This is a genomic window from Aliiglaciecola sp. (assembly GCF_039982535.1).
GTDB lineage: Bacteria > Pseudomonadota > Gammaproteobacteria > Enterobacterales > Alteromonadaceae > Aliiglaciecola.
Genome location: NZ_JBDWYG010000023.1, coordinates 22,471 through 46,040, shown reverse-complemented (window position 1 = coordinate 46,040; position 23,570 = coordinate 22,471). Strand labels below are relative to the sequence as shown.

15 protein-coding genes and 2 pseudogenes are annotated in these 23,570 nt (G+C 40.3%); 5 read left to right on the top strand and 12 right to left on the bottom strand.

Annotation, left to right across the window (positions count from 1 at the left end; translation table 11 throughout):
• Positions 1 to 460, top strand: a pseudogene (locus tag ABJV04_RS04945) (transposase); the annotation flags it as partial.
• 315 nt (positions 461 to 775) lie between these two features.
• Here ABJV04_RS04945 and ABJV04_RS04940 read toward each other — a convergent pair.
• Entirely contained in the window at positions 776 to 2,668 is a 1,893-nt protein-coding gene (locus tag ABJV04_RS04940; protein ID WP_348490195.1) for a tetratricopeptide repeat-containing diguanylate cyclase, read from the bottom strand.
• Positions 2,669 to 3,137: 469 nt separating this feature from the next.
• On the opposite strand from ABJV04_RS04940, the gene ABJV04_RS04935 reads away from it, so the two are divergent.
• Both ABJV04_RS04935 and ABJV04_RS04930 read left to right on the top strand, forming a co-directional pair.
• Positions 3,138 to 3,827, top strand: coding sequence for a glutathione S-transferase N-terminal domain-containing protein (locus tag ABJV04_RS04935; protein WP_348490194.1), 690 nt, complete (start codon positions 3,138 to 3,140; stop codon positions 3,825 to 3,827).
• 226 nt (positions 3,828 to 4,053) lie between these two features.
• A complete protein-coding gene (locus ABJV04_RS04930) occupies positions 4,054 to 7,212 on the top strand; it encodes a putative Ig domain-containing protein (protein ID WP_348490193.1) in 3,159 nt (1,052 codons plus the stop codon).
• A gap of 41 nt (positions 7,213 to 7,253) precedes the next feature.
• Here the strand turns inward: ABJV04_RS04930 and ABJV04_RS04925 are convergent.
• Positions 7,254 to 7,499: pseudogene (locus ABJV04_RS04925) on the bottom strand (macrolide ABC transporter permease/ATP-binding protein MacB); the annotation flags it as partial.
• Positions 7,496 to 8,395 (bottom strand): TIGR01777 family oxidoreductase, encoded by a 900-nt coding sequence (locus ABJV04_RS04920; RefSeq protein WP_348490192.1) that lies wholly within the window; start codon positions 8,393 to 8,395, stop codon positions 7,496 to 7,498. The pseudogene ABJV04_RS04925 and the gene ABJV04_RS04920, both read right to left, overlap by 4 nt.
• A 195-nt stretch (positions 8,396 to 8,590) precedes the next feature.
• Here ABJV04_RS04920 and ABJV04_RS04915 point away from each other — a divergent pair, with 195 nt between their 5' ends.
• Positions 8,591 to 9,100, top strand: coding sequence for a prepilin-type N-terminal cleavage/methylation domain-containing protein (locus tag ABJV04_RS04915; RefSeq protein ID WP_348490191.1), 510 nt, complete (start codon positions 8,591 to 8,593; stop codon positions 9,098 to 9,100).
• A 133-nt stretch (positions 9,101 to 9,233) separates the two neighbouring features.
• On the opposite strand, the gene ABJV04_RS04910 is transcribed toward ABJV04_RS04915, so the two are convergent.
• A complete protein-coding gene (locus ABJV04_RS04910; RefSeq protein WP_348490190.1) occupies positions 9,234 to 9,872 on the bottom strand; it encodes an NAD(P)H-dependent oxidoreductase in 639 nt (212 codons plus the stop codon).
• Positions 9,873 to 10,093: 221 nt separating this feature from the next.
• Here ABJV04_RS04910 and ABJV04_RS04905 point away from each other — a divergent pair, with 221 nt between their 5' ends.
• Positions 10,094 to 11,212, top strand: coding sequence for a DUF2891 domain-containing protein (locus tag ABJV04_RS04905; RefSeq protein WP_348490189.1), 1,119 nt, complete (start codon positions 10,094 to 10,096; stop codon positions 11,210 to 11,212).
• A gap of 56 nt (positions 11,213 to 11,268) precedes the next feature.
• On the opposite strand, the gene ABJV04_RS04900 is transcribed toward ABJV04_RS04905, so the two are convergent.
• The 8 genes from ABJV04_RS04900 to ABJV04_RS04865 all read right to left on the bottom strand — a co-directional run bounded on the left by ABJV04_RS04900 (position 11,269) and on the right by ABJV04_RS04865 (position 23,530).
• Positions 11,269 to 11,778 carry a PEP-CTERM sorting domain-containing protein gene (locus ABJV04_RS04900; RefSeq protein ID WP_348490188.1) on the bottom strand — a complete coding sequence of 170 codons (510 nt, stop codon included), beginning with the start codon at positions 11,776 to 11,778 and terminating at the stop codon, positions 11,269 to 11,271.
• A gap of 459 nt (positions 11,779 to 12,237) precedes the next feature.
• Positions 12,238 to 12,618, bottom strand: a complete 381-nt coding sequence (locus tag ABJV04_RS04895) for a glutathione S-transferase N-terminal domain-containing protein (RefSeq protein WP_348490187.1) — start codon at positions 12,616 to 12,618, stop codon at positions 12,238 to 12,240.
• 273 nt (positions 12,619 to 12,891) lie between these two features.
• On the bottom strand, positions 12,892 to 14,742 hold the full coding sequence (locus ABJV04_RS04890) for a hydantoinase B/oxoprolinase family protein (RefSeq protein ID WP_348490186.1): 1,851 nt from the start codon (positions 14,740 to 14,742) through the stop codon (positions 12,892 to 12,894).
• Positions 14,743 to 14,754: 12 nt separating this feature from the next.
• Positions 14,755 to 16,827 carry a hydantoinase/oxoprolinase family protein gene (locus tag ABJV04_RS04885; protein WP_348490185.1) on the bottom strand — a complete coding sequence of 691 codons (2,073 nt, stop codon included), beginning with the start codon at positions 16,825 to 16,827 and terminating at the stop codon, positions 14,755 to 14,757.
• A gap of 68 nt (positions 16,828 to 16,895) precedes the next feature.
• The gene (locus ABJV04_RS04880) at positions 16,896 to 17,795 is read right to left on the bottom strand and encodes a hydroxymethylglutaryl-CoA lyase (protein WP_348490184.1); all 900 of its coding nucleotides are present in this window, start codon (positions 17,793 to 17,795) and stop codon (positions 16,896 to 16,898) included.
• On the bottom strand, positions 17,788 to 19,002 hold the full coding sequence (locus ABJV04_RS04875; RefSeq protein WP_348490183.1) for a CoA transferase: 1,215 nt from the start codon (positions 19,000 to 19,002) through the stop codon (positions 17,788 to 17,790). The genes ABJV04_RS04880 and ABJV04_RS04875 overlap by 8 nt, the downstream gene beginning before the upstream one ends.
• A gap of 84 nt (positions 19,003 to 19,086) precedes the next feature.
• Positions 19,087 to 21,663 carry a TonB-dependent receptor gene (locus tag ABJV04_RS04870; RefSeq protein WP_348490182.1) on the bottom strand — a complete coding sequence of 859 codons (2,577 nt, stop codon included), beginning with the start codon at positions 21,661 to 21,663 and terminating at the stop codon, positions 19,087 to 19,089.
• Positions 21,656 to 23,530 carry a sigma 54-interacting transcriptional regulator gene (locus tag ABJV04_RS04865; protein WP_348490181.1) on the bottom strand — a complete coding sequence of 625 codons (1,875 nt, stop codon included), beginning with the start codon at positions 23,528 to 23,530 and terminating at the stop codon, positions 21,656 to 21,658. The genes ABJV04_RS04870 and ABJV04_RS04865 overlap by 8 nt, the downstream gene beginning before the upstream one ends.
• Positions 23,531 to 23,570: the final 40 nt, after the last annotated feature.

The following is a 23,570-nucleotide window of genomic DNA, read 5'->3' as shown; positions in this document are numbered from 1 at the left end:
AGGACGTTTTAAATCTCAAGCCTTATTGGATGAGCATGCAATAGCCGCCTGTATGGTTTATGTGGACTTGAACCCAATCCGAGCAAAACTAGCCAATACGCCTGAAACCTCCAAACATACCAGCATCAGACGACGCATATTTGATTTAAAAAAAGGAAAACAACCTTCCACACTGATGCCATTTGTGGGCAGCACAACACAACCTCAGCCATCAGGTTTGCCGTTTGAACTCATCGATTACCTGAAATTAGTTGACCTATCAGGGCGTACCTTCCAACACAATAAACGCGGAGCAATAAATATTGATGAATCCCCTATCCTACAGCGACTTGGTTTAGATGAACAAACCTGGAGCAGTCTATTTTCATGCTTTGAAACAACATTTAGTGTGGCCGCTGGCCAAATCGACACCCTCCAAACCTATAAACGACGACGTCGGCAAAAACGCTTAGTTTGTTGAGCTTACTAGCGGTTTAATTGAGATTTAAGATGAGTAGACACGCACTAGAAATGAGTTCGGCGCACTCTCTTCGAGGTAATATCTAAAATACAAAGCCAATTATTAATCATTGGTCACTACAACTAGTGTATTTCTCACTTACTTAGGCACTTTTCATTAAAGAGCGATTCCAAATACGTTCCTCATTAAAATCAAAAGTTATGGCTGTCTATTTTGTGTGGTCCTTTTAATATGCCTGTCCAAATTTAAATTTATGACTGTCCACGATTAATTAAATTTAATTTTATGACTGTCTACGATTAATTAAAAAGGAGGTTAAAACTCGACTCTATCTTTACCGTTTTCTTTGGCGACGTATAATTTGTTATCTGCTTCGGAAATCATGTTTACTGCGTTTTTAAAATTCCCTTTATCAAACTCTTGAACACCTATACTGAATGTTACGTTCTGCTCTTTAGGCATCCCTTCGATATCAGAATTTGAAAATGTATGTTTAATACGTGCGAAAATATTTTCGGCTATGGACCTGGTACAATTAGGTAAAACAATCAACCACTCTTCACCACCATACCGACCATATTTGCCATACTTAATATCATCACGCATAGACACTTTACAGGCTTTAGAAAATGCAATCAGAACGTTATCGCCCACGTCGTGTCCATATGTATCATTCAAATTTTTGAAGTTATCCAAATCTACCAAAGCGATAATTAATGTTCTCCCTTCATCAGAAGGTTCTTTGAAGCAATTATTCGCGTACTGCAAGATAGCACGCCTATTTGGGCACCGTGTTAAATGGTCTCTAAGTGCCATAGTTTTGAAAATGTCTCGAAGTTGCACTTGCTTGTAAAGCGAAAAGGTGACAATAAGTAATGAGATAGCAATTATAAAAATAATTAAATACCACAGCTTTTGTTGTTGATTTTGTTGATCTATTTTATATTGTTGACGCTCATTTTTTTCTGTAAGGAATCTATTCTCTGTTTCCTTCAGCTCCGAGTCTAATTGAACTCTCTGCCTTTCTATTTCTTTCTTTTTCTTCAGAGAATAGTCTTCTTTTAATAACTCAATATTATTTTTGGTAAGCTCGAAAGCGGCTTTATAGTTACCTTTTAATGCTTCTAAATTTGCACGTAGTTGCTGATATCTAATGGTATTATCTGAGTTAGGAAAAAAACTTAAGAGACTCTCGCTTGCGGCTAAACTTGATTCTGCCTTATCAATATTTTTAAGGGCTATGTAAGCTTCAGTAAGCCCATTATAGGACCAAAATTCCGACGATTTATCGTCAATTTTAGCGAAGAATGGCCCTGCCTGATTATACAATTCTATGGCTTCATTCCATTTTTGTTGCTTGAGCGCAAGGTCAGCAAGGCCTCGTTTAGACCACATAAGGCCTACATCATCATTTAACTCTTTATTAATTACTATTGACTGTTCGTACATCTCTTTCGATTTAGAGAAGTTACCGTTCATCAAATAAGCTTTTCCAAGATTATATAAAATAACTGATTGATCAAAACGAGTTTTCTTTTCAATGCTAATCTCAAGTGACTTTAAATAGTAAGCAATGCCTTCTTCAAAATTTTCCAATCGAATATTGGCCGTACCTAATTCACTAGAAACCTCATCGAGAAAGGTTACATCGTTTAATTTTTCGGCAACACTGTAGGCTTTACCCAATGACATTAAGGCCTCGGTATAATCACCTACTCGACTTTTCATTCTTCCAGCTGCCAAATAAATTTCACCAACAAGTTCATCGTCTTGGATTATTTCAGCTTGAGTAAGTAAAAAGCGATATTTTTGGTCTAGTTCTTCAGAATAGCCCTGTCTTTCTAGAACGTTAAGTTCAGCTATCGCTAAACGCACCATAATATTTGTATTATCAGCTTCCTTAGCAGCAAGGATTACCTCTTCCAATAGTAATTTCGCCTCGGAGATCCGCTCTAAATAAATAAGTTTTTCTATTTTTAGTGTAACTGCCTGAAGATAAATGATTCGCCAACCATGCTGCTTGCTTGTAACAATAATTGGCTCAAGGACTTGAATGGTATCCATCGGTGGAGTTTGCTTATCAGCACGTAACTCAGTGAGATATGTTAGTGTCTCTTGTTTCGAGTCACCAGTTACCTGTTCTTGAGCAAATACAGAATTTACAACGATTAAAATGCCAAATAAAACAAAGTGAATGTAAGGTTTCATATATTCCTTTTATTGACATAATAATTAACAAAAGATAAAAGCCAAGAGTTTCAATATTAGTTCACCATATAGTAAACAGTTAACGATATATCACTTTTATTGCCAGTTAATCTTGATAAACAAACTAATATTAACGGTCGACATACCTAATTTAATTAACTGTTTAAGTTTGTCAATTTTTATGTACCAAATGTAATCCGATTTATAAGATAGCCATACATTAGCTCGCCTCTGCAAAGCCAAATAACTAGACAGCCATAAAATAAATGATTAGATCGAATTACTAGACAGCCATGGGGCAAGCGACTATTTCGACTCGCATAAGCTTGAATTCACAAACACAAAAGTCGAAATAAGAAACCTAAGTCATAGGTTATACCTTTTAAATCAGTCAATTGGCCGCGCTTCCTTTGATTTGAATTCAGATTACAAGTATAAGAAAGCACTACTTTTACTCAAAGGAAATACTATGACTATCACGCTTTATGAATTATCTGGCGCTGATCGTAACTTGCGTTTTGCTCCCCATTGTTGGAAATCAAAACTAGCGTTACATCACAAACAAGTGAATTTTAAAACAGAGCCTGTTTGGTTCACCGAAAAAGAAAAATTTGCTGTATCTGAACAGCCATTGTTACCCGTTGTTACCGACTCAGATAAAGTGATTAGCGATTCTTGGGAGATTGCCCAATATTTAGAAGATACATATCCACAGAACCCTAGCTTATTTGCTAACGATGAAGCTAAAGTGCAGGCAGAATCATTCCATCAATGGGTGTCTACGGTACTATCTAAGCATATACCAGGTATTATCATTCTAGATCTTTTTAATATTATCGCAGACCAAGACAAAGAGTATTTTCGAACGACTAGAGAAGCGCGACTAGGTACTAGCTTAGAAGAGTTTGCAGCAACACCAGAAAAGCACATTCAGGGATTACAAACTGAACTCCAATATGCAAGGGAATTGTTAGCTTCACAACGCTATTTTGGTGGCGAAATACCTGATTATCGAGATATTTGTTTATTGGGCACTTTCTTATGGATTGCCAGTAGCGGTACAACTGACTTTTTAGAAAAGGACGATATTATTTACGCGTGGTACAAGCGTGTTTTAAACGACTACCGAGAAGTCATTCCAGCCGCAATAGTGGCGTAGATAACCATACCTACATTTTGCTCTGCTCAGGCTAGATAAATAATTCTGGCCTAGCTTTTCTAACATTTATTTTTCGTTATTGGACTGCGTATTTGAAGTTCCCCTTAAATTTTAAAGCGCCACTTTAACCCAACAAACCTGATTAACAACACATTAACACTTGATTGAAATCTGTAAATCTGAAAATATTGGCTTCTTAGAAATCAGTAATTTATATGGAAATAAAATGTTTCGGTTGTTAATCGTTTTTTTGTCGACTCTACTTCCCTTCGCCGCTCAAGCCACTTACTACAAAGAAGCAATTACTTTTAAGGATTTTAATGAATACAATTCACAACGTCTATTTATGTCGAACGCTCAAAGCAGCAATGGTTTCCCTTTGGATGATACAAAAATAGTAGAAATCGAAAAAGGAAGTATTTTTTTGGGTTGCGATGAAACAGGCTTAAATCCCTGGGTACTATCAAAGGGAAAGCGTACACCAACGCCACTATGGGAAAACACTAAAACCTTTAGTAGTTGCGGCACCCAGCCACATAGTAAATTATATAAAATCAATGAAAATGAAGTTGTATTTATACTGGATAATTATTCAACTTACTATATTACCGATGGCACTAAAGAGGGAACTAAAATTTGGGCATTGAACGAAACCATAAATAAGAAAAATTTATTAATAAGTTTTCAGGATATTAAACAACTATCCAATGGTAATTTCGTTTTTGATAGCGACCCATTCGGAGTGGCATTTTACGATTCAGTTACAGAAGATTTTTATGAAGTATCAAAGACATTTTTTGCTTTTTCCGAGCGGGCTAAAGCGGCAATTATTAGCGAAGATAAAGTCATAGTGCTTAGTGATGAGCACGTTTACATATCGGATGGGACACGTCAGGGGTTTAAACAACTTGAGTCTATTTCTTTAGATAAAATTAAAAACCTTTTATATAAAACTAAAAATGCGTTTTATTTTTACGAAGCCACTGATGATGCATTTTTACTATATGAATTTGACCTACTTACTGAAGAATTTACCACTGTTTATGAGGGGCCTTGGATTAGTCTAGTACAACATTTTGGCGTTATAGAAGGCGAACAATCACTTTATTTTATAGCAATGCGAATTCAACAGGAAGGCGAAGGAGCCTGGCCGCTTCTTGATTTATATAAATTTGATACGCAAAAATATAGCCTTACTCAGCTTTATGATGACCAGCTAAAAACGCCTAAAGAGTTAAAAATCTATAACACGAATAATTATATTTTTATCAACAAAGTAAGTATCGATTCTATTAACGAGTATTTTAGTTTATCGAAAAAAACGGATGATTTAACGACGGTTGAAAACGTCAATATTCCTACCAACTACAATCAGTCTGGAAATGTTTTTTTAGGTAAATCAGAAAGTAAGGTCTATCTGTCCCCTCGTTTTAATGCCCTTCAAGGCGCACTTATCACTATTTATGATTCTGAAAATAATACAATAACCAATAAAGAACTGACTACCGCTCCAGACAGATTCAATACGTTTATGCACAATAACGAACTCTATCTTGCTCACGATACAGAATCAGCAACTATGCATGCTGGCTACTATGTTTATAATTCACTTAGTGAAGATATCGATTATGCTTTTACGATACACAAAGGGTTAACGAACAGTGGTTCCCGTGACAATAGAGACTTGAAAGTTTTCGATAGCTTTGTATCCGGCAGCGGTAGCTTCGGCAATAACCAATCTTCGGATCCTAAATACAACTATTGGCTGATGAATGAGGAACTATCAGTGATTCCGGTGATGAATCAATCGTTAAGTGATGGTATTGAAATTACCTATGATATAACGATTGATTTAGTAATTGACGACAACCTTTTTTTCTCTGTTGGTTCTGAGTTGAAAGATAGGAATACCTTTAAGTATAACGTAACTAGTCAACAACTAACTAAACTGCATTCGACAATTGAATCCGACGATGATGACAATAAAATTAATCGCGTCATTGGTTTTAAAGACAATACTCTGTATGTGGAAACCAAAAGTAGAAAAGCAGGCTTAGTTAATATCAACGACTCACAAGTAAATTTAGTTGAAACACCTGAATCATTTTATATGTTCAGTTGTGCAAACAAATTTTTGTATAAAAATCGCCGTACTGAGGAAATATTCGAGGTTTTACCTTCGAGTGATATAAATAAAATAGCAGATCTCCCCTCTTCTTTTATTTTCTATGAATTAGGATTAGTGCTTATGTATTCTTCAACTACTCCACAAATATATGATTGTAATACGGAACGTTTTACTCCTTTAGACAAAACAACTGCAGGTAGAGAAATACCAAGAATATCTCCCAGTAGTTCACTTAAAGTAAATAACGACTTATATTTCCAAAGTACTACTTCAGCGCCATACGGTCTTGAACTATATAGATATAATTCACAAAATAGAGATATAGATTATATAGGCAAATATGATGGAGGCTTTGACGAACTACATATTAATAGTACGGGGGTTTACTACAGTGAATTTAATTCAGAATCTAACGAAACTGTTATTTTCAAAATGAATAATAATACCTTAACTGAAGTGCATAGGTATCCAGAAGAAATTAGATTTATTAAAACGCATTCCAAGGATGAAAAAGGTTGGCTTTTCTTTATGGGAACGGAGCAATCTGGCAGTACAAATACTAAGCTTTTCATTTATATGCCAGAACACAACAAAATTGTAGAGCTAGACTTGTTCGCTAATGCACCAGTTTCAGAGTCAGAGTATGCAGACATTGATTTAGAGCCTCTCGGTGATTGGGAATACCTCAATGGCTACCATTATATTGATTATCAAACACACCTGATTGGCCATGAGTTATTAATCCTTTCATCTACTTGTCTTGAGCAGTTGGCCATATTTAATAATAACCAGTGCACAAATGGTTTTGCTAACAATTTACCAGAGTCTTATATTACCCACGATGTAGAAGCCGTTGCCAATAAATATATTTATATTCCCACCCGAGCGACAGATTTAGACGGAGATAAACTAGAATATTCGTTAGTGGGCGCACCTCAATGGTTGTCTATTGATAGTCAAAGTGGCGATATCACCGGTTCCGTACCTAGTAATGCAAATACCGAAGATTATGAGATGGAGGTGGTTATCTCTGATGGTGAAGAAACAGTGAAAACCAATCAGTTTTCACTAAAAATTCAAGGTGATGAAAATCAATCGACACCTCCAACAACCACAACTCCCACAATATCTGATGGTGGAGGTGGCGGTGTTATTAGCTGGGTAACCTTTGCTTTATTAATACTTTTCAGGGCCAGTAAATCAATGATAAAAACAACAAAAAGCGGGCATGATCTCAAAAACCTAGCCGCCAACTAAGCATTACTTTATTACTATTCTCTGAGTGAAATCATTCCAGCCGCAATAGCTGGAATCAGTAGGGTCATGGTCTGCATAGTCTGTTCAATGCTTTCTCGAATAGTATCGGTATTAATGGTAAAAAAGCCTTTTGTCCCATGACGCATTTCCATTAAAGATATAATCCCTTGCTCCGCGGCATTACTCTATACCGTTTCTTTAATTCTAATGGTAACACTATCTAAATAACGCTGACCGACCATACGACCTGGAACCGTGGTATAAGGTGTCCAAACGAATTAATTCAATCCTTATACAAGTCAGCGAATGCATCTTCTATTTTGGCAAATTTGAACTGGAATCCGCTTTCTTGCAATCGCATTGGAATAACTCTTTGACCATATATCAGTAAGTCAGCCATTTCCCCCATAGCAAGTTTTAGGGCAATTTTTGGGGTGAATAATATGCATGGACGATGCAGTGCTTTGGCTAACGTTGTTGAGAACACTTTATTAGTTACTGGATAGGGGGCAGTTAAGTTATAAATACCTGAACAATCACTATTATCAATCAAATGCATGATACCTCGCACCATATCGTCAATATGGATCCACGACATATAATGCTCCCCTGAGCCAATAGGTCCCCCCAAACCTAATTTGAATGGCAACTCCATTTTTTCTAAAGCACCACCATTTTCGGCCAATACGATGCCCGTTCTTAGTATACAAACACGGGTTGTATCAGTTTCAATATCTAAAGCAAGCCTCTCCCATGTTGTACACAATTCATGGCTGTATTCTTTATTCGGTTTATCAAAATCCTCATCAATTACTTGGCTGTCTTGACGACCATAAAAGCCAATGGCTGATCCGCTAATGAAGAATTTAGGAGGAGTTTGACTTGCCACACACAATAACCCTAACTTTTTAGTCATTTCCCAGCGACTGTTTTCTAAAATCGTTTTTTGTTCGCAGCTCCAACGTTTATTTACAATAGGTTCGCCAGCTAAGTTAATCACGCCATCGAAGTCGTTCAAATTAGACAAGTGCTCTAAACTCGATATATACGTCAGTCCGTTTCCGAGCTTTTCTTCAGCACGCTTAGGATTTCTTGTTAATATCGTAAGCTGATTTTCAGCCTTGATATGTTTTACGAGCTTTGAACCTATCAGTCCGCTGCCACCTGTAATTAGCAAATTCATCGATTTTCCTTTATTCGTTTGTAAGCAAGTCCATTGGAAACGGATCAATTCTTCTCACCATGCTAGCAACCTACTTCATCCAAGTAGCAACGGCACACAGTTAAAACAAAAGTGAATAATCCAAAGTATAATAGATGGTCAATATTTGGTGGGTTAAAATACCCCCCATTGATGTACTGGAAAGGTTAAGTTGTAGTGAAATTAGAAAAAGCTAAGGGTTTTACCCTAATAGAATTGATTATTGTAATAGTGATTCTTGGAATTTTGTCTGTGGTGGCTGCCCCGAAATTTATTAATTTAACCTCGGATGCCAACAAAGCTGCTTTAGATGGAATGGCCGGTGCCGCAAGTGGTGCTGTCAACTTAGTTTATGCAAAAGCCATAATCCAGGGAGTCGTTAATGACGCTGAAGGCAATGTAGACTTAGATGGTGATGGTGTTGATGACATCGCTACAATTTATGGTTTTCCTAGTGCAAACCGCACAACCGGCATAGCCAATGCACTTCAGTTAAATGATGAATGGGCATATGGTGATACCTTTGGTGGTGGTCAATTCTTTATTTCGCCAGAAAGCATCGTAGGATTTAGCGGAATTACCAACAACAACATTCCCCTTAGAAGCCCAAATTGTTATTTAACTTACACCCCACCAGCGGCTGTAAACGAGCTTCCAACTTATGATTTTGTTACAACTGGGTGTTGATACGTCATTTTCGAAAGCTGTCGCAAGAACATTAAACTCATTTTACGAATGATCTGTTGATATACATTCATCCGCGTTAAGTGAGCTTAATGTTCCATCCCGGAGATATTCTCATCTCTAAAATACGTTACGTTTAGTCAATTTCAGTGACAAAATCTTCTTTGGGACGACGTATTTTTTTCAAATTTTTAAGCCAGTCACCTTCTTCTGCTCGATAACCCAAAGGCAACAAAATAACCGAACGCAAACCACGCTCATTTAAGCCCAATATTTCGTCTACTTTTTCAGGAATAAAACCTTCCATTGGAGTGCTATCCACACCTTCCTCTGCTGCGGCTACTAACGCAGTGCCTAGACCGATATAAGCTTGTCGAGCGGCATGTTGAAAGTTAACTTCAGGATCTCTTGGTGGGTAAGTGGCCAAGATCATTTTACGGTAGTTTTCCCACCCCTCGTTAATTACGCCGCGTTCTTCGTTTACTAAATCGAACATATGGTTAATGCGTTCTGGAGTATAATTATCCCAAGCCGCAAACACTAAAAGATGCGAACAATCCGAGATTTGAGCCTGGTTAAAGGCATGTGGAACAATTTGATCTCGTAATGCTTGGTTCTTTACCACAATGACTTCGTAGGGTTGCAAACCACTTGAGGTCGCTGTTAAGCGGATAGCTTCAAGGATGTGTTGCACTTTTTCTTCAGCAACCGCTTTACTGGCATCCATTTTTTTAGTTGCATAGCGCCAATTTAACTTTTCTAACAAGTCCGACATTAATTACTCCATCAATGATTCAATATGCGAGTGATAAAAATATGGTCATTTTTGGAGATTTCAATGCCTAGGTGCGTGTTCTAGGATCAGCTTGCTTTTAAGATATTTACAAATATTCAGATTGTTATGCAAATTGTACCTTAGACTGTCTTCGTTGCACCTACTTCGTATAGTGGTTAAACTCGACCTTCTGTTTAACGCTGCTCAAAACACCAAAAAATATGAAATTAGCAAACAAATTCAATATCGTAATATTAACCTTAGGGATTTTTAGCGGCAGTTTAGCCGCCCAACCGGTTGTGCCACTCCAATCCCCCAGCAAAGCCGAAATCATTGATAGGTTTGCTGAACTTGCCCTTGAATGTGTTCACAAAGAATACCCAAATATTATCAAGCATATGATGAACAGCGATGAGGATGTGAAAACACCCAAACAGCTCTACCCTGCTTTTTATGGCTGTTTTGATTGGCACTCTTCCGTCCATGGACACTGGTTACTTACCCGTATTGCCAGCCAATATCCAGATTCAACTCGTCACCAAGATATCATGGCGAGTTTGGCTCAAAGTTTTACCGAAGCAAATTTAGCCGGTGAGTTAGCCTATTTCAATCGTGCTGATACGGGCACCAGTTTTGAGCGCCCTTATGGACTAGCCTGGTTTTTACAACTCACCACGGAATTGCGCGAATGGGATAACCCACAAGCTAAACATTGGCTAGATATTTTAACTCCTCTTGAAAACAAAATAATCGCCAATTTAACTGATTGGTTACCTAAACTTTCTTTCCCGATTCGAGTGGGTGAACATAGTCAAACGGCGTTTGCCTTTGGTTTGATGTGGGACTGGAGCCTCAGTGCTAACAATCAGGAATTTAACGACTTATTGAAGAGCAACATTACACGTTTATACGCCAGCGATGTGAATTGCCCTCTTGCTTACGAACCCTCCGGACAAGATTTTTTATCACCTTGTATTGCGGAAGCTGACTTAATGCGACGAGTATTATCATCTACCCAATATGCAAAATGGTTATCCACATTCTTACCCAGTATTCCCAGCGATGGAAAAGCCGAATGGTTACAAGTGGCCACAGTGGTAGACAAAACCGATGGTAAACTTGCCCACTTAGATGGTTTAAATTTAAGCAGAGCATGGATGCTGGAAGGTATAGCTTCGGCTTTGAATAACAAAGATCCCCGTAAAGTTGCTATTTTGAATGCTGCACAAGCCCACAAAAAATCAGGATTGAATTCAGTCATCCATGATATGCATTACATGGGCAGCCATTGGTTAGGAAGCTTCGCAACCTATTTAGAAACACAAAGAGGCTTGCAGTAAAAAAAAGCACTGAGTTATCCACTCAGTGCTTTCTAGATCCGCTATTTATATGGTTTTTACGCTTTTCTACGAAGTCTTAAGGCTAATAAGCCTAGAGCAAGGGTTGCCAAGGTCGTTGGTTCGGGAATATCATTACTCGCTAGTTCGTTACGTACTAAGAAAGTTTCACCATATGTACTGGTAGAGTATGCAGCGATGCTACTAGGCGCTCCCCAAACATATCCTAATGACACATCACCTGAATCGCAATGACTGAAGCCAGAACCAAAGTAAGATGCAGCGCAAACGTTAGCATTATAGTTGTCAAGCTGAAACGCGCTCATTAGCTCTGACGTAGTAGCAAAACTTGAACTCCACTCAATTTCAGTGGCAAATCTAAAATCATCGATTAAGGTAACATCATTGCCACAACCGCCAATACCGGCACAAGGAGAAGCATAAACCCACTCTAGGCCGTTATCGTCTGCATAATAGGTGTAACTGCCTGTTTGATAAATTAAACCCGCGTTTGCCACGCCAGCAGCAGTTAATAAGATGCCTAGTAAGGCCAATTTTAACGTTTTCATTCAATACCTCTACATTTGAATAATAATTTTCATATGATTACTTTTTGATAGTTAGTTTTTATTCCAAACTGCCAACGATACCGAATTAGCACATACCATGCCATAAATACAAGTAGTTGTTTTTAAAGAATTTAAAATGAAATTAGTTATTAAGTAAGCATATCTTGTAAAATTATTCGACACGGAAAGAACCAATTTGAGTTTACCTTAGAAGAGGTAATATAGATTCTGCGAGATGGGGCCGACCACTAGAGTGAGAGACCTAGTGAAAAAATAAAAATTGCTCAACAGAGGCGACTGAAATCGGTATTAAGACACACCTTCATATTCAGCGTTTTTTTCAAAGACCTCTAATTCAAAATCCAAAACAGTAAGCAACACCAGAGTGCAGCAGCCTTTTTAAAGAGAACGAGCCGTTCGACTCGTTTTCAGTTTCGATGTCGCTATCATTTTATGTGATTAACGAATTGAACCAAAACGTTGTTCTAAATAAGCAATAATATCGTTGCTTTCATACATCCAAGTATCTTTACCGTCGTCGGAGATGCGTAAACAAGGTACTTTGGTTTTACCACCTTGTTGCTCTAGTTCAGCCCGGAACTCGCTACCTTTGCTGGCATTACGTGTTTCTATGGGCAAATTCAAACGATGCAAAGCTCTGCGGGTTTTTATACAAAATGGACAAGCAAAAAATTGATACAGGGCCATAGATTGAATTTCATTTTCTACCTGCTGCTGTGCTTGTTCACTACGTTGTTGTTTTCGCGGACGGGTGATCAAATCAACAAAGGCAATGATGCAGCCTAGAAAGTTACGAACGAAGTTGATTATAAAAGACATATTATGAGTACTACCCTAAAAAAATGAGGCCGTATTATATACCCTTACGCAAACAAATTTCGCCGTGAATTACGAATATTTTGATATTAGCTATAAGGTGATTTAATACGATAAATAAAGCTGAATAACCGTGATGGTGGTTAGCGTTTGTAACTACGAACAATTACATTTTATCGCTGTTGAATTTTAAAAGGTAAATGCAGCCAACTAGTATGCCGGCTGCATTTAATCCATTTCATCCCCCACAACAAGCTGTTGTGGGTTTGAGTTTAATTAAAACTCAGGTGTTTGTGGTGCAGGCAAGTTGGTTTCTTGCATGCTACGAGCCTTGATGTCAGCAATATCACCGCCGAAATCAAACATACTCACATCACCACGCTCGGCCGCCATTTTAGCGCGCAAATCAGCGGTTGCTTGGGTATCTATGCTTAGATCATCGCTGATCACCACACCATAACCCAAGGCACCTTCAACAGTCACCAAAGAACGATTAATGTCGTCTAGCACTAGTTGAGGTTCTCGCTGCAATGGGTCTCCCCAACCGCCGCCGCCCCATGTATTGAAGTAAAGAATATCGCCTTTTTTCACTTCAATACCTTCACATTTGGCTGGTAAGGTTTCTTCACTACCATCGGCACGTTGCAATAGTTTAGTAGAACGCATTCCTGGCGCACCACCGTTAACTCCCCAAGGGTAAGTTAACCAACGGTCATCATGAATTGCGATCTGACCATCGTTCAAGAAACGGTATCCAACAGACAAGCCATTTCCACCACGATGCAGACCTACACCACCTGAATCAGGTATGGTTTCGTATGCTTCTACACGTAATGGGAAGTAGGCTTCAATAAACTCGTTCGGCACATTAGTGAATCCTGGCCATAATGAGTGTCCATCAGGACCATCTCCAGCAGGACGTCCAGGAATACCACCAAAACCAATTTGGAACAATTGGAACCACTCGCCATTGTCATCGTAACCAGAATAAAACAAATGGGGAGAATCTGAGAAGCCTGCTGCATTCATGGCTTCAGGAGCACCCTGCCCTAACAAACCGCCCATCACATCAAAGATTCTGCCCAGTGCATGGGTTCTGCCCGACAAAGCTGCTGGATAATTCGGTTTTAATAGGCTGCCTTGTGGAATACGCACATCAACTAGGTCATAAAAACCATCGTTAAATAGAATCTGCGGATCCACTAAGTTAATGGTGAAAGATCCGAAGAACATTTTGAACATATCTTCGTTGAGGTAGAAGTTAATGGAGCTTTTGGCTTGAGGATCTGTGCCCTCAAAATCAAAAATGGCTTTTTCACCTTCTCGCCACATTTTACAACGAATTTTATAAGGGCCTTTGCCCACACCATCATCACATAGGTAATCTTCGAACACCCGAGGCTCTTCCGGGACTAACATATTGATGATTGCTGACATAGCCGTATGGTTACGCTCTAACATCACTTCCATGGTGGAATAAAACACGTCATCGCCAAAACGATCGGCAATTTCAATGACGCGTTTAGATGCGGTATTACACGCAGCAACTAAGGCATTTAAATCGAATCGGTTCCACTGCGGGGTACGAACATTATGTAGGATCAGTTCCAATAACTCAGTTTGTAATACGCCTTTTTTATACAGCTTAGTTGGCGGAATACGTATCCCTTCTTGGAAGATAGACTCGGCTTTAATTGGGATTGAACCTGGCACCATGCCACCATTATCAGACATGTGACCGAACATTGCAGACCAAGCGATATGACGACCTTCACGGAAAATTGGCACCAAAACTAACCAATCAGGCAAGTGAGATACCGCAGCATTACACATATAGGGGTCGTTGGTGAGCAGCACATCGCCCTCTTCCATTTGTCCGGTAAATGCTTCCATAAACCCATGGATAAAAGAGCCAAACTGGCCAACCACCATTTTACCGTCGCGATTTGCGATCATTGGGAAACAGTCGCCTTGTTCACGGATACCTGGGCTCATTGCGGTTCTAAACAGCACTGCGTCCATTTCTTCACGTGCATTTTTTAATGCATTTTCAATAATATCGACGGTGACAGTATCTGCATCAACACGTTTAAGAGGAGTGCTATTAGTTTCAATAATTTTATTCATTCTATTCTCCTACTACTTATTACTAGCGTTAACAGGGTTGATTAATAAGTTACCCACAGAATCTACTGTCGCCACATAACCCGGTAAAATGACAGTTGTCGAATCCATTTCACCTACAATACATGGTCCTGGCACTTCCAAGCCAATTCCCATTTTGCCTCGCTCATAAATAGCAGCTTGATGATATTGCCCTTCAAAATAAATTTTTGAATCGGCAATTTTACAATCCGCTAAACTAGATTTTTGAGCGATTTGTTTGTTTTGAGGCAATGCTGTTGAAGAAGCAGAAACGATAGCCCGTACCATCACAATTTCATGACCTTCATCTAAGGCGAAGGTGAACAACTGTGTATGCTCTTCATCAAATCGGTCGATCAATAGATCCAACCCTTTAGCTTCAAAGTCTGCTTTTGAACACTCAATAGAAAGTTGGAAAGCTTGTCCGGTATAACGAACATCTGCTTGCAAAGTAACATCTAAGTCATCTTTGCTAATACCATCAGCAATTAATGTTGAGGCAGCTTTGTCTGTTAACTCTGCAAACAATTCGGTCAGTGACTCTTTGTCGGTATCTTTAATCAAAGTAACAAATGTTTTAGAGGCTTCATCTTTTACCACTGTTGTGGCATCACCATAGGCACACAACACACCTGGTCCAGGTGGAATAATGGTTGGCCAAGCATCCGTTAGAATACCTAAGGCGTTGGCGTGTAATGGGCCAGCACCACCGAATCCAACTAAGGCAAAATCTCTTGGGTCAAAACCTTGTTCAACGGAAACTAAACGTAGGGCACCAAACATGGCTTCATTGGCAATACGCACAATCCCTTCCGCGGCTTCTTCAACAGAAATCTCCATGGCATCAGCCACTTTTTTAACTGCAGCCACAGCTGCGGCTTTGTCGATAGCCATTTTTCCGCCAAGTTGCACATCAGAGGGTAAATAGCCCAATACCACGTTAGCATCACAAACCGTTGGTTCAACACCGCCTTTCATATAAGCAGCAGGACCTGGCTTAGCACCTGCCGACTCAGGGCCAACCCGTAAGGCTTTGGTTAATTCAGGTACAAAGGCTAACGAACCGCCTCCAGCCCCCACTGTACGTACATCAACGGATGGAGCTCTAACCACAACGTCACCCACTCGGGTTTCTCGTCTGATACGTGCTTTGGAATTTTGAATAAGGGCTACGTCGGTGGACGTTCCGCCCATATCGAAAGTTAGGATATTGTCGTAACCGGCTGCTGAGGAAAAGTGTATTGCACCAGATACCCCACCAGCAGGCCCACTCATTAGTAGGTTAACCGGATTGTCCGCTGCAGCATTGGCCGAAGCTAAACCGCCGTCTGAACGCAATATGGATAAGTGTAAGTCTTCGCCCATGGTTTTATGCAATGATGCTTGCAAATTATCCACGTACCTTGCCACTTCTGGTCGAACGTAAGAGTTCACAACTGTAGTTTCTGTACGCTCGTACTCTTGCATTTCAGGAACGATGTCGCTGGAAATACTAATGGGAATATCGGTAAATACAGATGCTGCCAATTCCTTCGCGCGTTTTTCATGGTCACCGTTAACATAGGCATTGATGAAACAGATCGTTAAGGCTTCTACTTCACCTGTTGCTTTTAGCTTTTTCAAATCTTGCAATAGTGCTTGTTCGTCTAGCTCTGTAGCGGTGCTGCCATCAGCATCCATACGCTCAGTGGCTTCAATAGTTAGCTCTAGTGGGGCTAACAAAGGCTTCTTAACAAAGCTCACCCAACCGCCTAATCCACCGGGACAAAATGAACGGGCCACTTGTAATACATGTTTGTATCCACGTGTGGTCACTAACCCTACTTTTGCGCCTTTACCGGTCAAAACCGCGTTAGTGGCAACTGTAGTCCCATGCATCACGCGATTAATTTGTTTAGGATCGATACCAGACTCATCACAAATGCGAGCTATACCGTTTAACACACCTATTGAAGAATCTTCTGGTGTAGAAGGTACCTTGGCAGTGTGAGTTTCACCGTTGCTTTCGTTAATTAATAGAAGGTCTGTAAAAGTCCCCCCTACATCAACACCTAATCGATAACTCATAACGTTTTCCTTTCTATATTCTTGTTGTATTTAATTTTATTTAAGGTCTTCGTATTAATTTATTTCGTTCATGCAGGGTACTTTTTACGTAACCATGTTTTGGCATTACCGCCTTTTGCGGTTTTGGTTAGCTCAATGGCAAGGTCAGATGCCGCTAACAGGGTTGGCATATCAATGCCAGTTTCATACCCCATCTGATGACACATCATCACCACGTCCTCAGTGGCAACATTACCACTGGCACCTGGCGCGAAGGGGCAACCGCCTAAACCGGCAATGGAAGCATCAAACCTGCGCACACCGGCGGTTAAGGCCGCATACACATTAGCCAATCCCATAGCGCGGGTATCATGGAAGTGACAGGCTATTTTGTCTTCGCCAAACTTATCAACCAAAGTAGTCATTAAGGCTTCGACACTCTGAGGATTCGCTGCACCTATGGTGTCGGCAATCACTAATCGAGACGCGCCCATATTGATCAGCTTTTCAGCAATATCGACTACCTGTTGTGCAGGAATCACACCTTCGAAAGGGCATTCCCATGCAGTGGCTAAATACACCTGTAATTCAACATCAGTGCCTTTACCCGCCTCAATCACTTGCTCAATCACTTTTAAGGTTTGCTCGTTATCCATGCGAATGTTTTTTTCGTTCATGGTGTTAGATGCAGCCATAACCAAAGAGGCTAATTTAACCTGATTTTTCTGGGCTAATTCGAAGCCTTTCATATTTGGGATAAGGGCTGAAAAATGGCAATCAGCTTTGGGTAACTGCTGACAGATTTCATCCGTACCGGCCATTGCAGGCACTGCCTTGGGCGATACAAATGCACCCACTTCGATGCCATCTAATCTAGCGTCGGTTAACACTTGAATCAGTTGCAAACGTTGTTGCGGCGAGAGTATTTCGGCTTGATTTTGCAGCCCATCACGAGGACCTACATCATTAATGTATACATGATTACTCATTGCCGGTTCCTTTAATTGCGCCACTTTCCACCAAGGAGTCGATGCGTTCTTGTGACATATGTAACAGCTCTGACAACACAGTTTGAGTATCTTGACCTAACACTGGTGCTGGAGAGAAAGACTCTTCGTCGGTACGTGAGAATTTAATCGGGTTGCCCGGTCCCTTTGTGCTTTTGCCATCAGGGTGTTTCAAATCAACCACCATATTACGATGCAAAACTTGTTCGTCACTCAATGCCTGAGATAAGTTATTAACCGGTGCGCAAGGAATGCGTTTGGCTTCCAACTGTTCAATCCAATAAGCCGACGTGTTTTGACTCAAAATTTCGTTTAATTTGGCATTGATGAAATCTCTATCAGCCCAACGTCCTGGCTGACCATCATATTTACTATCTTCAAACTCAGGGCACTTGACCACTTCATTGAGGTTTTTCCAGAAGTTGTCAGTGATCACTGCAATAACCACAAAACCATCTGAGGTTTGGAAGGTATTGTAAGGAACGTGAACAAAATGCGAATTACCGATTGGGTACGGGTTTTCACCAGATAAGAAGTGCATGGTGGCCATGTAGTTAAGCATTGAAATTTGACAATCCAACATGGAAATATCCACATCTTGACCTTTACCACTGGTTGCCCGTTCAATGATGGCTGACTGAATACCCATTACCGCGAACATACCACCGCCCAAATCGCCGATGGGAATACCTGCTCTTACTGGGTTCTCTTGATCAAGACCGGTAATTGACATACCACCGCCCATTGCTTGAGCAACTTGGTCAAACGCAGGACGTTTAAATTTAGGTCCGCTGCTACCAAATCCGGTAATACTACAAGTAATAATTCGAGGGTTAATTTTGCTTAGTGTGTTGTAGTCAATACCTAAACGATCAGGCACACCTGCACCAAAGTTATTCACTACCACATCAGACTCTTTTACCAAGTCATAAAAAACTTGTTTGCCTTCATCACTTTTTAAGTCGATACAAATACTTTGTTTATTGCGGTTCAAAGTAATGTAATAAGCGCCCATCCCATCTAAAGAGTTTTTCGGATCACTGGCAAGCAATTTACGAGTGCCTTCACCTTGCAACGGTTCGACCTTGATGGTTTCTGCTCCTAAATCAGCGAGCAACATTGCGCAATACGGACCTGATAACATATGTGTTAAATCAATTACACGTATACCAGAAAGCGGCTTATTCATTCTTTATCTCCAATTATTTTTTTGTGTCCTGAAAGTCAACGGGTATGGCACTAACAGCGCCAATCCCCGTCACTTAAAAAGTGCTTAAAAGTTATAAGCGAATTCAACGCCATACTCTGCGAGGGCTGAGGGGTGGATAAACGAACCACCGAATTCAGGAGCAGGAATGACTTCTTGTAAATATTCTTCGTCTGTGATGTTTTTGCCATAAATGGCCAAAGTCCAGTTATCAGCTTCAAGGGCAATTCGTGCATTGACGGTGAAAAAGGAATCACGTTTAGCATTATCAAAATTTTGCGAATGAGGACCCGGTGGAACTCCGCCTCCCAAGGTTCCGAAGAAGTCCCAAATAGTGGGAGTTTCTTCACCCTGTAAGGTATGGAAATAGGTTTCTCCGGTGTATTGATAATCCACGCGAGTGGTCACCCAATACTCGTCATTCACTGGCTGTTCGTAACTAAACCCTAAGGTATAGGTAGTGTCAGGTGACTGAGGTGCTTTGTTACCAACGGTAATGGGACGACTGCGGTTTTCTTTGATCTCTGAATCAAGTAAACCCAATCCAGCGAACACTTTGAAGCTATCGGTAACATCAGCTGTAACATCAAGCTCAAAACCTTGAATTTCTAGTTCATCAATGGTGCTTACCGCACGTAATAAACCGAAAGGTCCGGCAAAAAATTCAAAGAATTGGTTATCTTCAACATTCGTTTTGAATACAGCTGCATTCAATTTAACCTTGTTATCCAAAAATTTAGATTTAATACCCAACTCAATGTTAGTGGTAATTTCTTTATCGTAGTCATCAGAAACCAACAGTTGCGCATCCACTGAATCACCAGGGTTACCCGTACCTGAGCTATTAAACCAATAATCTAAGGTGGCTTGCGTACCTAGCGAGTTAAAGCCTCCACTTCTAAAGCCAACACCATAACTGGCATAAGAGTTAACCGTGTCGGATAGTTCATAACTCAAGGTAACTTTAGGTTGGAATTGGGCAAATGAACGACTGCGATCAGGAATGCCATCAGGGTTGGCGACTAGACCTGGGTTAATAGGGCCAACTTCACCATCCACAATAGTATTAATGTTGAGACCAGACGCGGAGACATTAGGTACATTGTTCGATACGGTTCGGTCTTCATAGTCATAACGAAGGGCCACTGATAATTCAAGTTTCTCAGATACGTCATACTCAATTTGACCAAATGCCGATAACACTGAAGTATCGTAAGTATCATCGAACAATAAATCCGTAGGGTTTGGCCCTGTAGGTGGCACATACGCTTGCTGCAAATAACCTTGACCTTGATCAGCACCATAGGCGACCACTACATCTCGGTCGATTTCAGCAAAATACACACCAGCGATCCAACGTAGATCTGCGGTATCATCGTCTGAGGTAAATCTTAGTTCACCACTAAAGTCAGATTGACTGCGTTCTTGATACTGATATCCGTCACACGAAGTGGGAGTGTATGGACCGTAAACTCCGGTAAACTCAACGCCGGGAGGAAAAATCCCGAAGGGAGCAAAGAAATCACCGAATAAATCTGTGCGATCTGCACCCCCTAAGGCTGTGGGTGTATTGTTCAATGTAGCTCGGTCAGTTTGACACTGTGGCGTCAACTCATAACCATAAAAAGAAGCACTGGTACCATCAGAAAGTAAGGTTTCTTCCAGATCGTTGTAAGACAACACGCCAGTTACATCATAACCCTCAAGATCCCAGTCGGCTTTTATTGAAAGCTCTGTGCTATCTTGTTTGTTTTCACCAGGGACATTAAATGCGAACACAAAATCGTGATCGTTTACATTAGCGTTATAAGCAGGTTGATTAAAATCTTCAACAAAGGAAGGCAAAGCAAACACTGCATTAAAGTTAATTGCACCACCTTTTACACTAGAAACCCCAGCTCGCATGTCCAAGGTTAGATTTTCAGTAGCATCCCACATTAGTCGACCTTTTAGTGTGGTATCTTCTAAGAAATCTACTGAATCTTCGCCGGTGAAATCGTTTTGATAGTGACCGTCGATGCTATTGTAACTAGCGGTCAAACGTCCTCTCACTGTCTCACTGAGGCCACCGCTAATAATTCCGTTAATCCGTTTCGCACCGGCATTGCCTACTGCCACTTTAACGCTACCTTCAAGCTCATCGCTAGGTAATGTAGTGGTTACTAAAATCGCCCCAGCCACAGCATTACGACCATATAGCGCACCTTGCGGGCCTTTAAGAATTTCGATTTGAGCAATATCCAACAACTCACCATTGAAGCCATTGGGATTGGTCATCAGTACACCATCAACCACATAGGCAAAGGTCGACTCTGCATCACGGGTTGACACTATGCCGCGAATATTTACTTGGGTGTCACCGACGTTTGCAGTGTCAACAATGTTCACATTAGGAACAAGGGAGATAAAATCTCCGGGGCGTTCGATGCCAGCGGTTTCAATATCTCTTGCTGATAACGCGCTTACAGCAATAGGTACTTGTTGTAGACTTTCTGGACGCTTACGGGAGATACTAATTAGCTCAATTGACTCTTCCTCTGCTTGGGTGTCTTGCGCAAGGGCAGCACCGGCAAAAGTAGTTGAGCTGGTTAACATCGATATCGCGATAGCATTTCCCAATTTATTTCGGGTAAATCTAAGCATTGTGTTTTCCCTCTTGGTTATTGTTATTATTGCGTTTCAATCTTCGCCACAAGGTGGTTTGGCTAATTCCTAAATACTGGGCAACCAATTCTTTATTGCCGTTAAATTTTGTCATTGCTTGGTTAAGCAACTCTTGTTCATTTTTTGCGATAGCACCGGTTTGTTCTATTTGTTTTATTTCAAATAGTTCTGGCGCTAACTCAGTCAACAATTGCGACACTCTTTTACTGGTTACGTCTTGGAATGCGGAGCAATAAACCAGTAAACGTTCAACAATATTTTCCAACTCTCGGATATTTCCTGGCCAATCATAGGCATTAAAAATAGGGCTTAATTGTTGGGTCAGTCGCTGAATAACCTCTTCACTCAAACTGCCGAAATTAAGGGCCATCAACTTGTTCTGGGTGATATTTTCGATATCTTCACGACGTTCTTTTAAAGAGGGAACATTAATGCTTAGAACGTTCAGGCGGTAATACAAGTCATCTCTGAACAACCCCTGTTTGACTTGTGTGGCCAAGGGACGGTTGGTGGCAGCAATCACTTTAAGATTCACTTTGAATTCTTTGTGCGAACCTATGGGTCGGTAGGTTTTTTCTTGGATAACCCGGAGCAATTTTGCTTGCTGAGGTAAGCTTAACTCTCCCACTTCATCTAAAAATAACACGCCATTATCTGCTTCATATAACAAGCCATGTTTGCCGCCACGTTTTGAGCCAGTAAAAGCCCCTTCTACGTAACCAAACAACTCCCCTTCAAACAACTCACTGGGCATTGCTGCGCAGTTAATCGCCACAAAACGCCCTTCTGAAAACTGACTCTTTTGATGAATACGTTTTGCGATCATTTCTTTACCCGTACCCGACTCACCAATGATCAACACATGGCTTGGAGAGTTCGCGTACAGATCAGTACGTTCAATCAAGTCGGTCATTAATTTGGATTTATAAATCAGCGGTTGGTCTAGGGTGGGAGCGTTCTTGGGTTGAAATATTTGTGGTGTTTGCGCATAGAATTGGTACACATTAAACTGACTTTTAGTCATTTTGATGGTGTCCTTATGGAACCACCAATCAGTTTCATTTAACCGACACTTTCCATCTGATACATCGGCAAACTGGCTACTGTGCAACAAATCCAAAATTTCTTGTTTGTTATTCGAGTCGATGGCGAATTCTGTTTTTGCGGCGCTATTCGAGGTTAGAACATCGGTATAGTTGTCGACCACTAGAATCGGCGTTTTCGAGTCCTCATCTAACCATTTATGAATTGCTTTTGTGTGAATTGAATCCCGTTGTTTGCGCCCCAAAACAACGGCTTCTTTTAATACTGCTCGGCAGGATTCTTTTGAATATATTAAGAAAGACTTTATATTGTCTAAAAGGGCCAGCCCACAGACTAAACTTGCTCCCACTACCACATTATCTGAGGTTAGATGAGCTAATTGATACCGTTGTTTAGCATCTTCAGCGGTTTCGTACTGATGACACGTAATATTAACCGATGTACTAGTATTTAATAGGCTAACTAGACTGCTGTAATCATCATAAGTAATTAGGTGGATGTCGTTACTTACTTTAGAGGCTTTTAAGACAGCGCTAACAATATCGGACTCTGTGACGGGAATAGATAATACGGGCACATCTAAGGTAGTTTTTAAGTATGCTGAATTGCTACCTGCGCTAATCACTAAGTCTGGTTTGAATACATTAATATGGGTATTGGCTTCATGAATAGTGCCGATGATTGCATCGACAACTTTGCATTCAGCTTGTTCTTCAAACTCTTCTAATACACTACTAACCAATTGGCTAAACTCTTTATGGCCAAAGATTAGAATACGGATTTTGTGATTTTGCTTTATCAATTTATTGCAACCTGAAAGTGAAAATTGTTAGCAAATTAAC

Bases quoted from the DNA above. Each gene is read 5' to 3' on its own strand.
- ABJV04_RS04890 (WP_348490186.1), bottom strand. From the start codon at position 14,742: ATGAATAAAATTATTGAAACTAATAGCACTCCTCTTAAACGTGTTGAT.
- ABJV04_RS04875 (WP_348490183.1), bottom strand. From the start codon at position 19,002: ATGAATAAGCCGCTTTCTGGTATACGTGTAATTGATTTAACACATATG.
- ABJV04_RS04885 (WP_348490185.1), bottom strand. From the start codon at position 16,827: ATGAGTTATCGATTAGGTGTTGATGTAGGGGGGACTTTTACAGACCTT.
- ABJV04_RS04900 (WP_348490188.1), bottom strand. From the start codon at position 11,778: ATGAAAACGTTAAAATTGGCCTTACTAGGCATCTTATTAACTGCTGCT.
- ABJV04_RS04870 (WP_348490182.1), bottom strand. From the start codon at position 21,663: ATGCTTAGATTTACCCGAAATAAATTGGGAAATGCTATCGCGATATCG.
- ABJV04_RS04895 (WP_348490187.1), bottom strand. From the start codon at position 12,618: ATGTCTTTTATAATCAACTTCGTTCGTAACTTTCTAGGCTGCATCATT.
- ABJV04_RS04920 (WP_348490192.1), bottom strand. From the start codon at position 8,395: ATGAATTTGCTAATTACAGGTGGCAGCGGACTGATAGGTTCAAAGCTC.
- ABJV04_RS04880 (WP_348490184.1), bottom strand. From the start codon at position 17,795: ATGAGTAATCATGTATACATTAATGATGTAGGTCCTCGTGATGGGCTG.
- ABJV04_RS04935 (WP_348490194.1), top strand. From the start codon at position 3,138: ATGACTATCACGCTTTATGAATTATCTGGCGCTGATCGTAACTTGCGT.
- ABJV04_RS04905 (WP_348490189.1), top strand. From the start codon at position 10,094: ATGAAATTAGCAAACAAATTCAATATCGTAATATTAACCTTAGGGATT.
- ABJV04_RS04930 (WP_348490193.1), top strand. From the start codon at position 4,054: ATGTTTCGGTTGTTAATCGTTTTTTTGTCGACTCTACTTCCCTTCGCC.
- ABJV04_RS04910 (WP_348490190.1), bottom strand. From the start codon at position 9,872: ATGTCGGACTTGTTAGAAAAGTTAAATTGGCGCTATGCAACTAAAAAA.
- ABJV04_RS04940 (WP_348490195.1), bottom strand. From the start codon at position 2,668: ATGAAACCTTACATTCACTTTGTTTTATTTGGCATTTTAATCGTTGTA.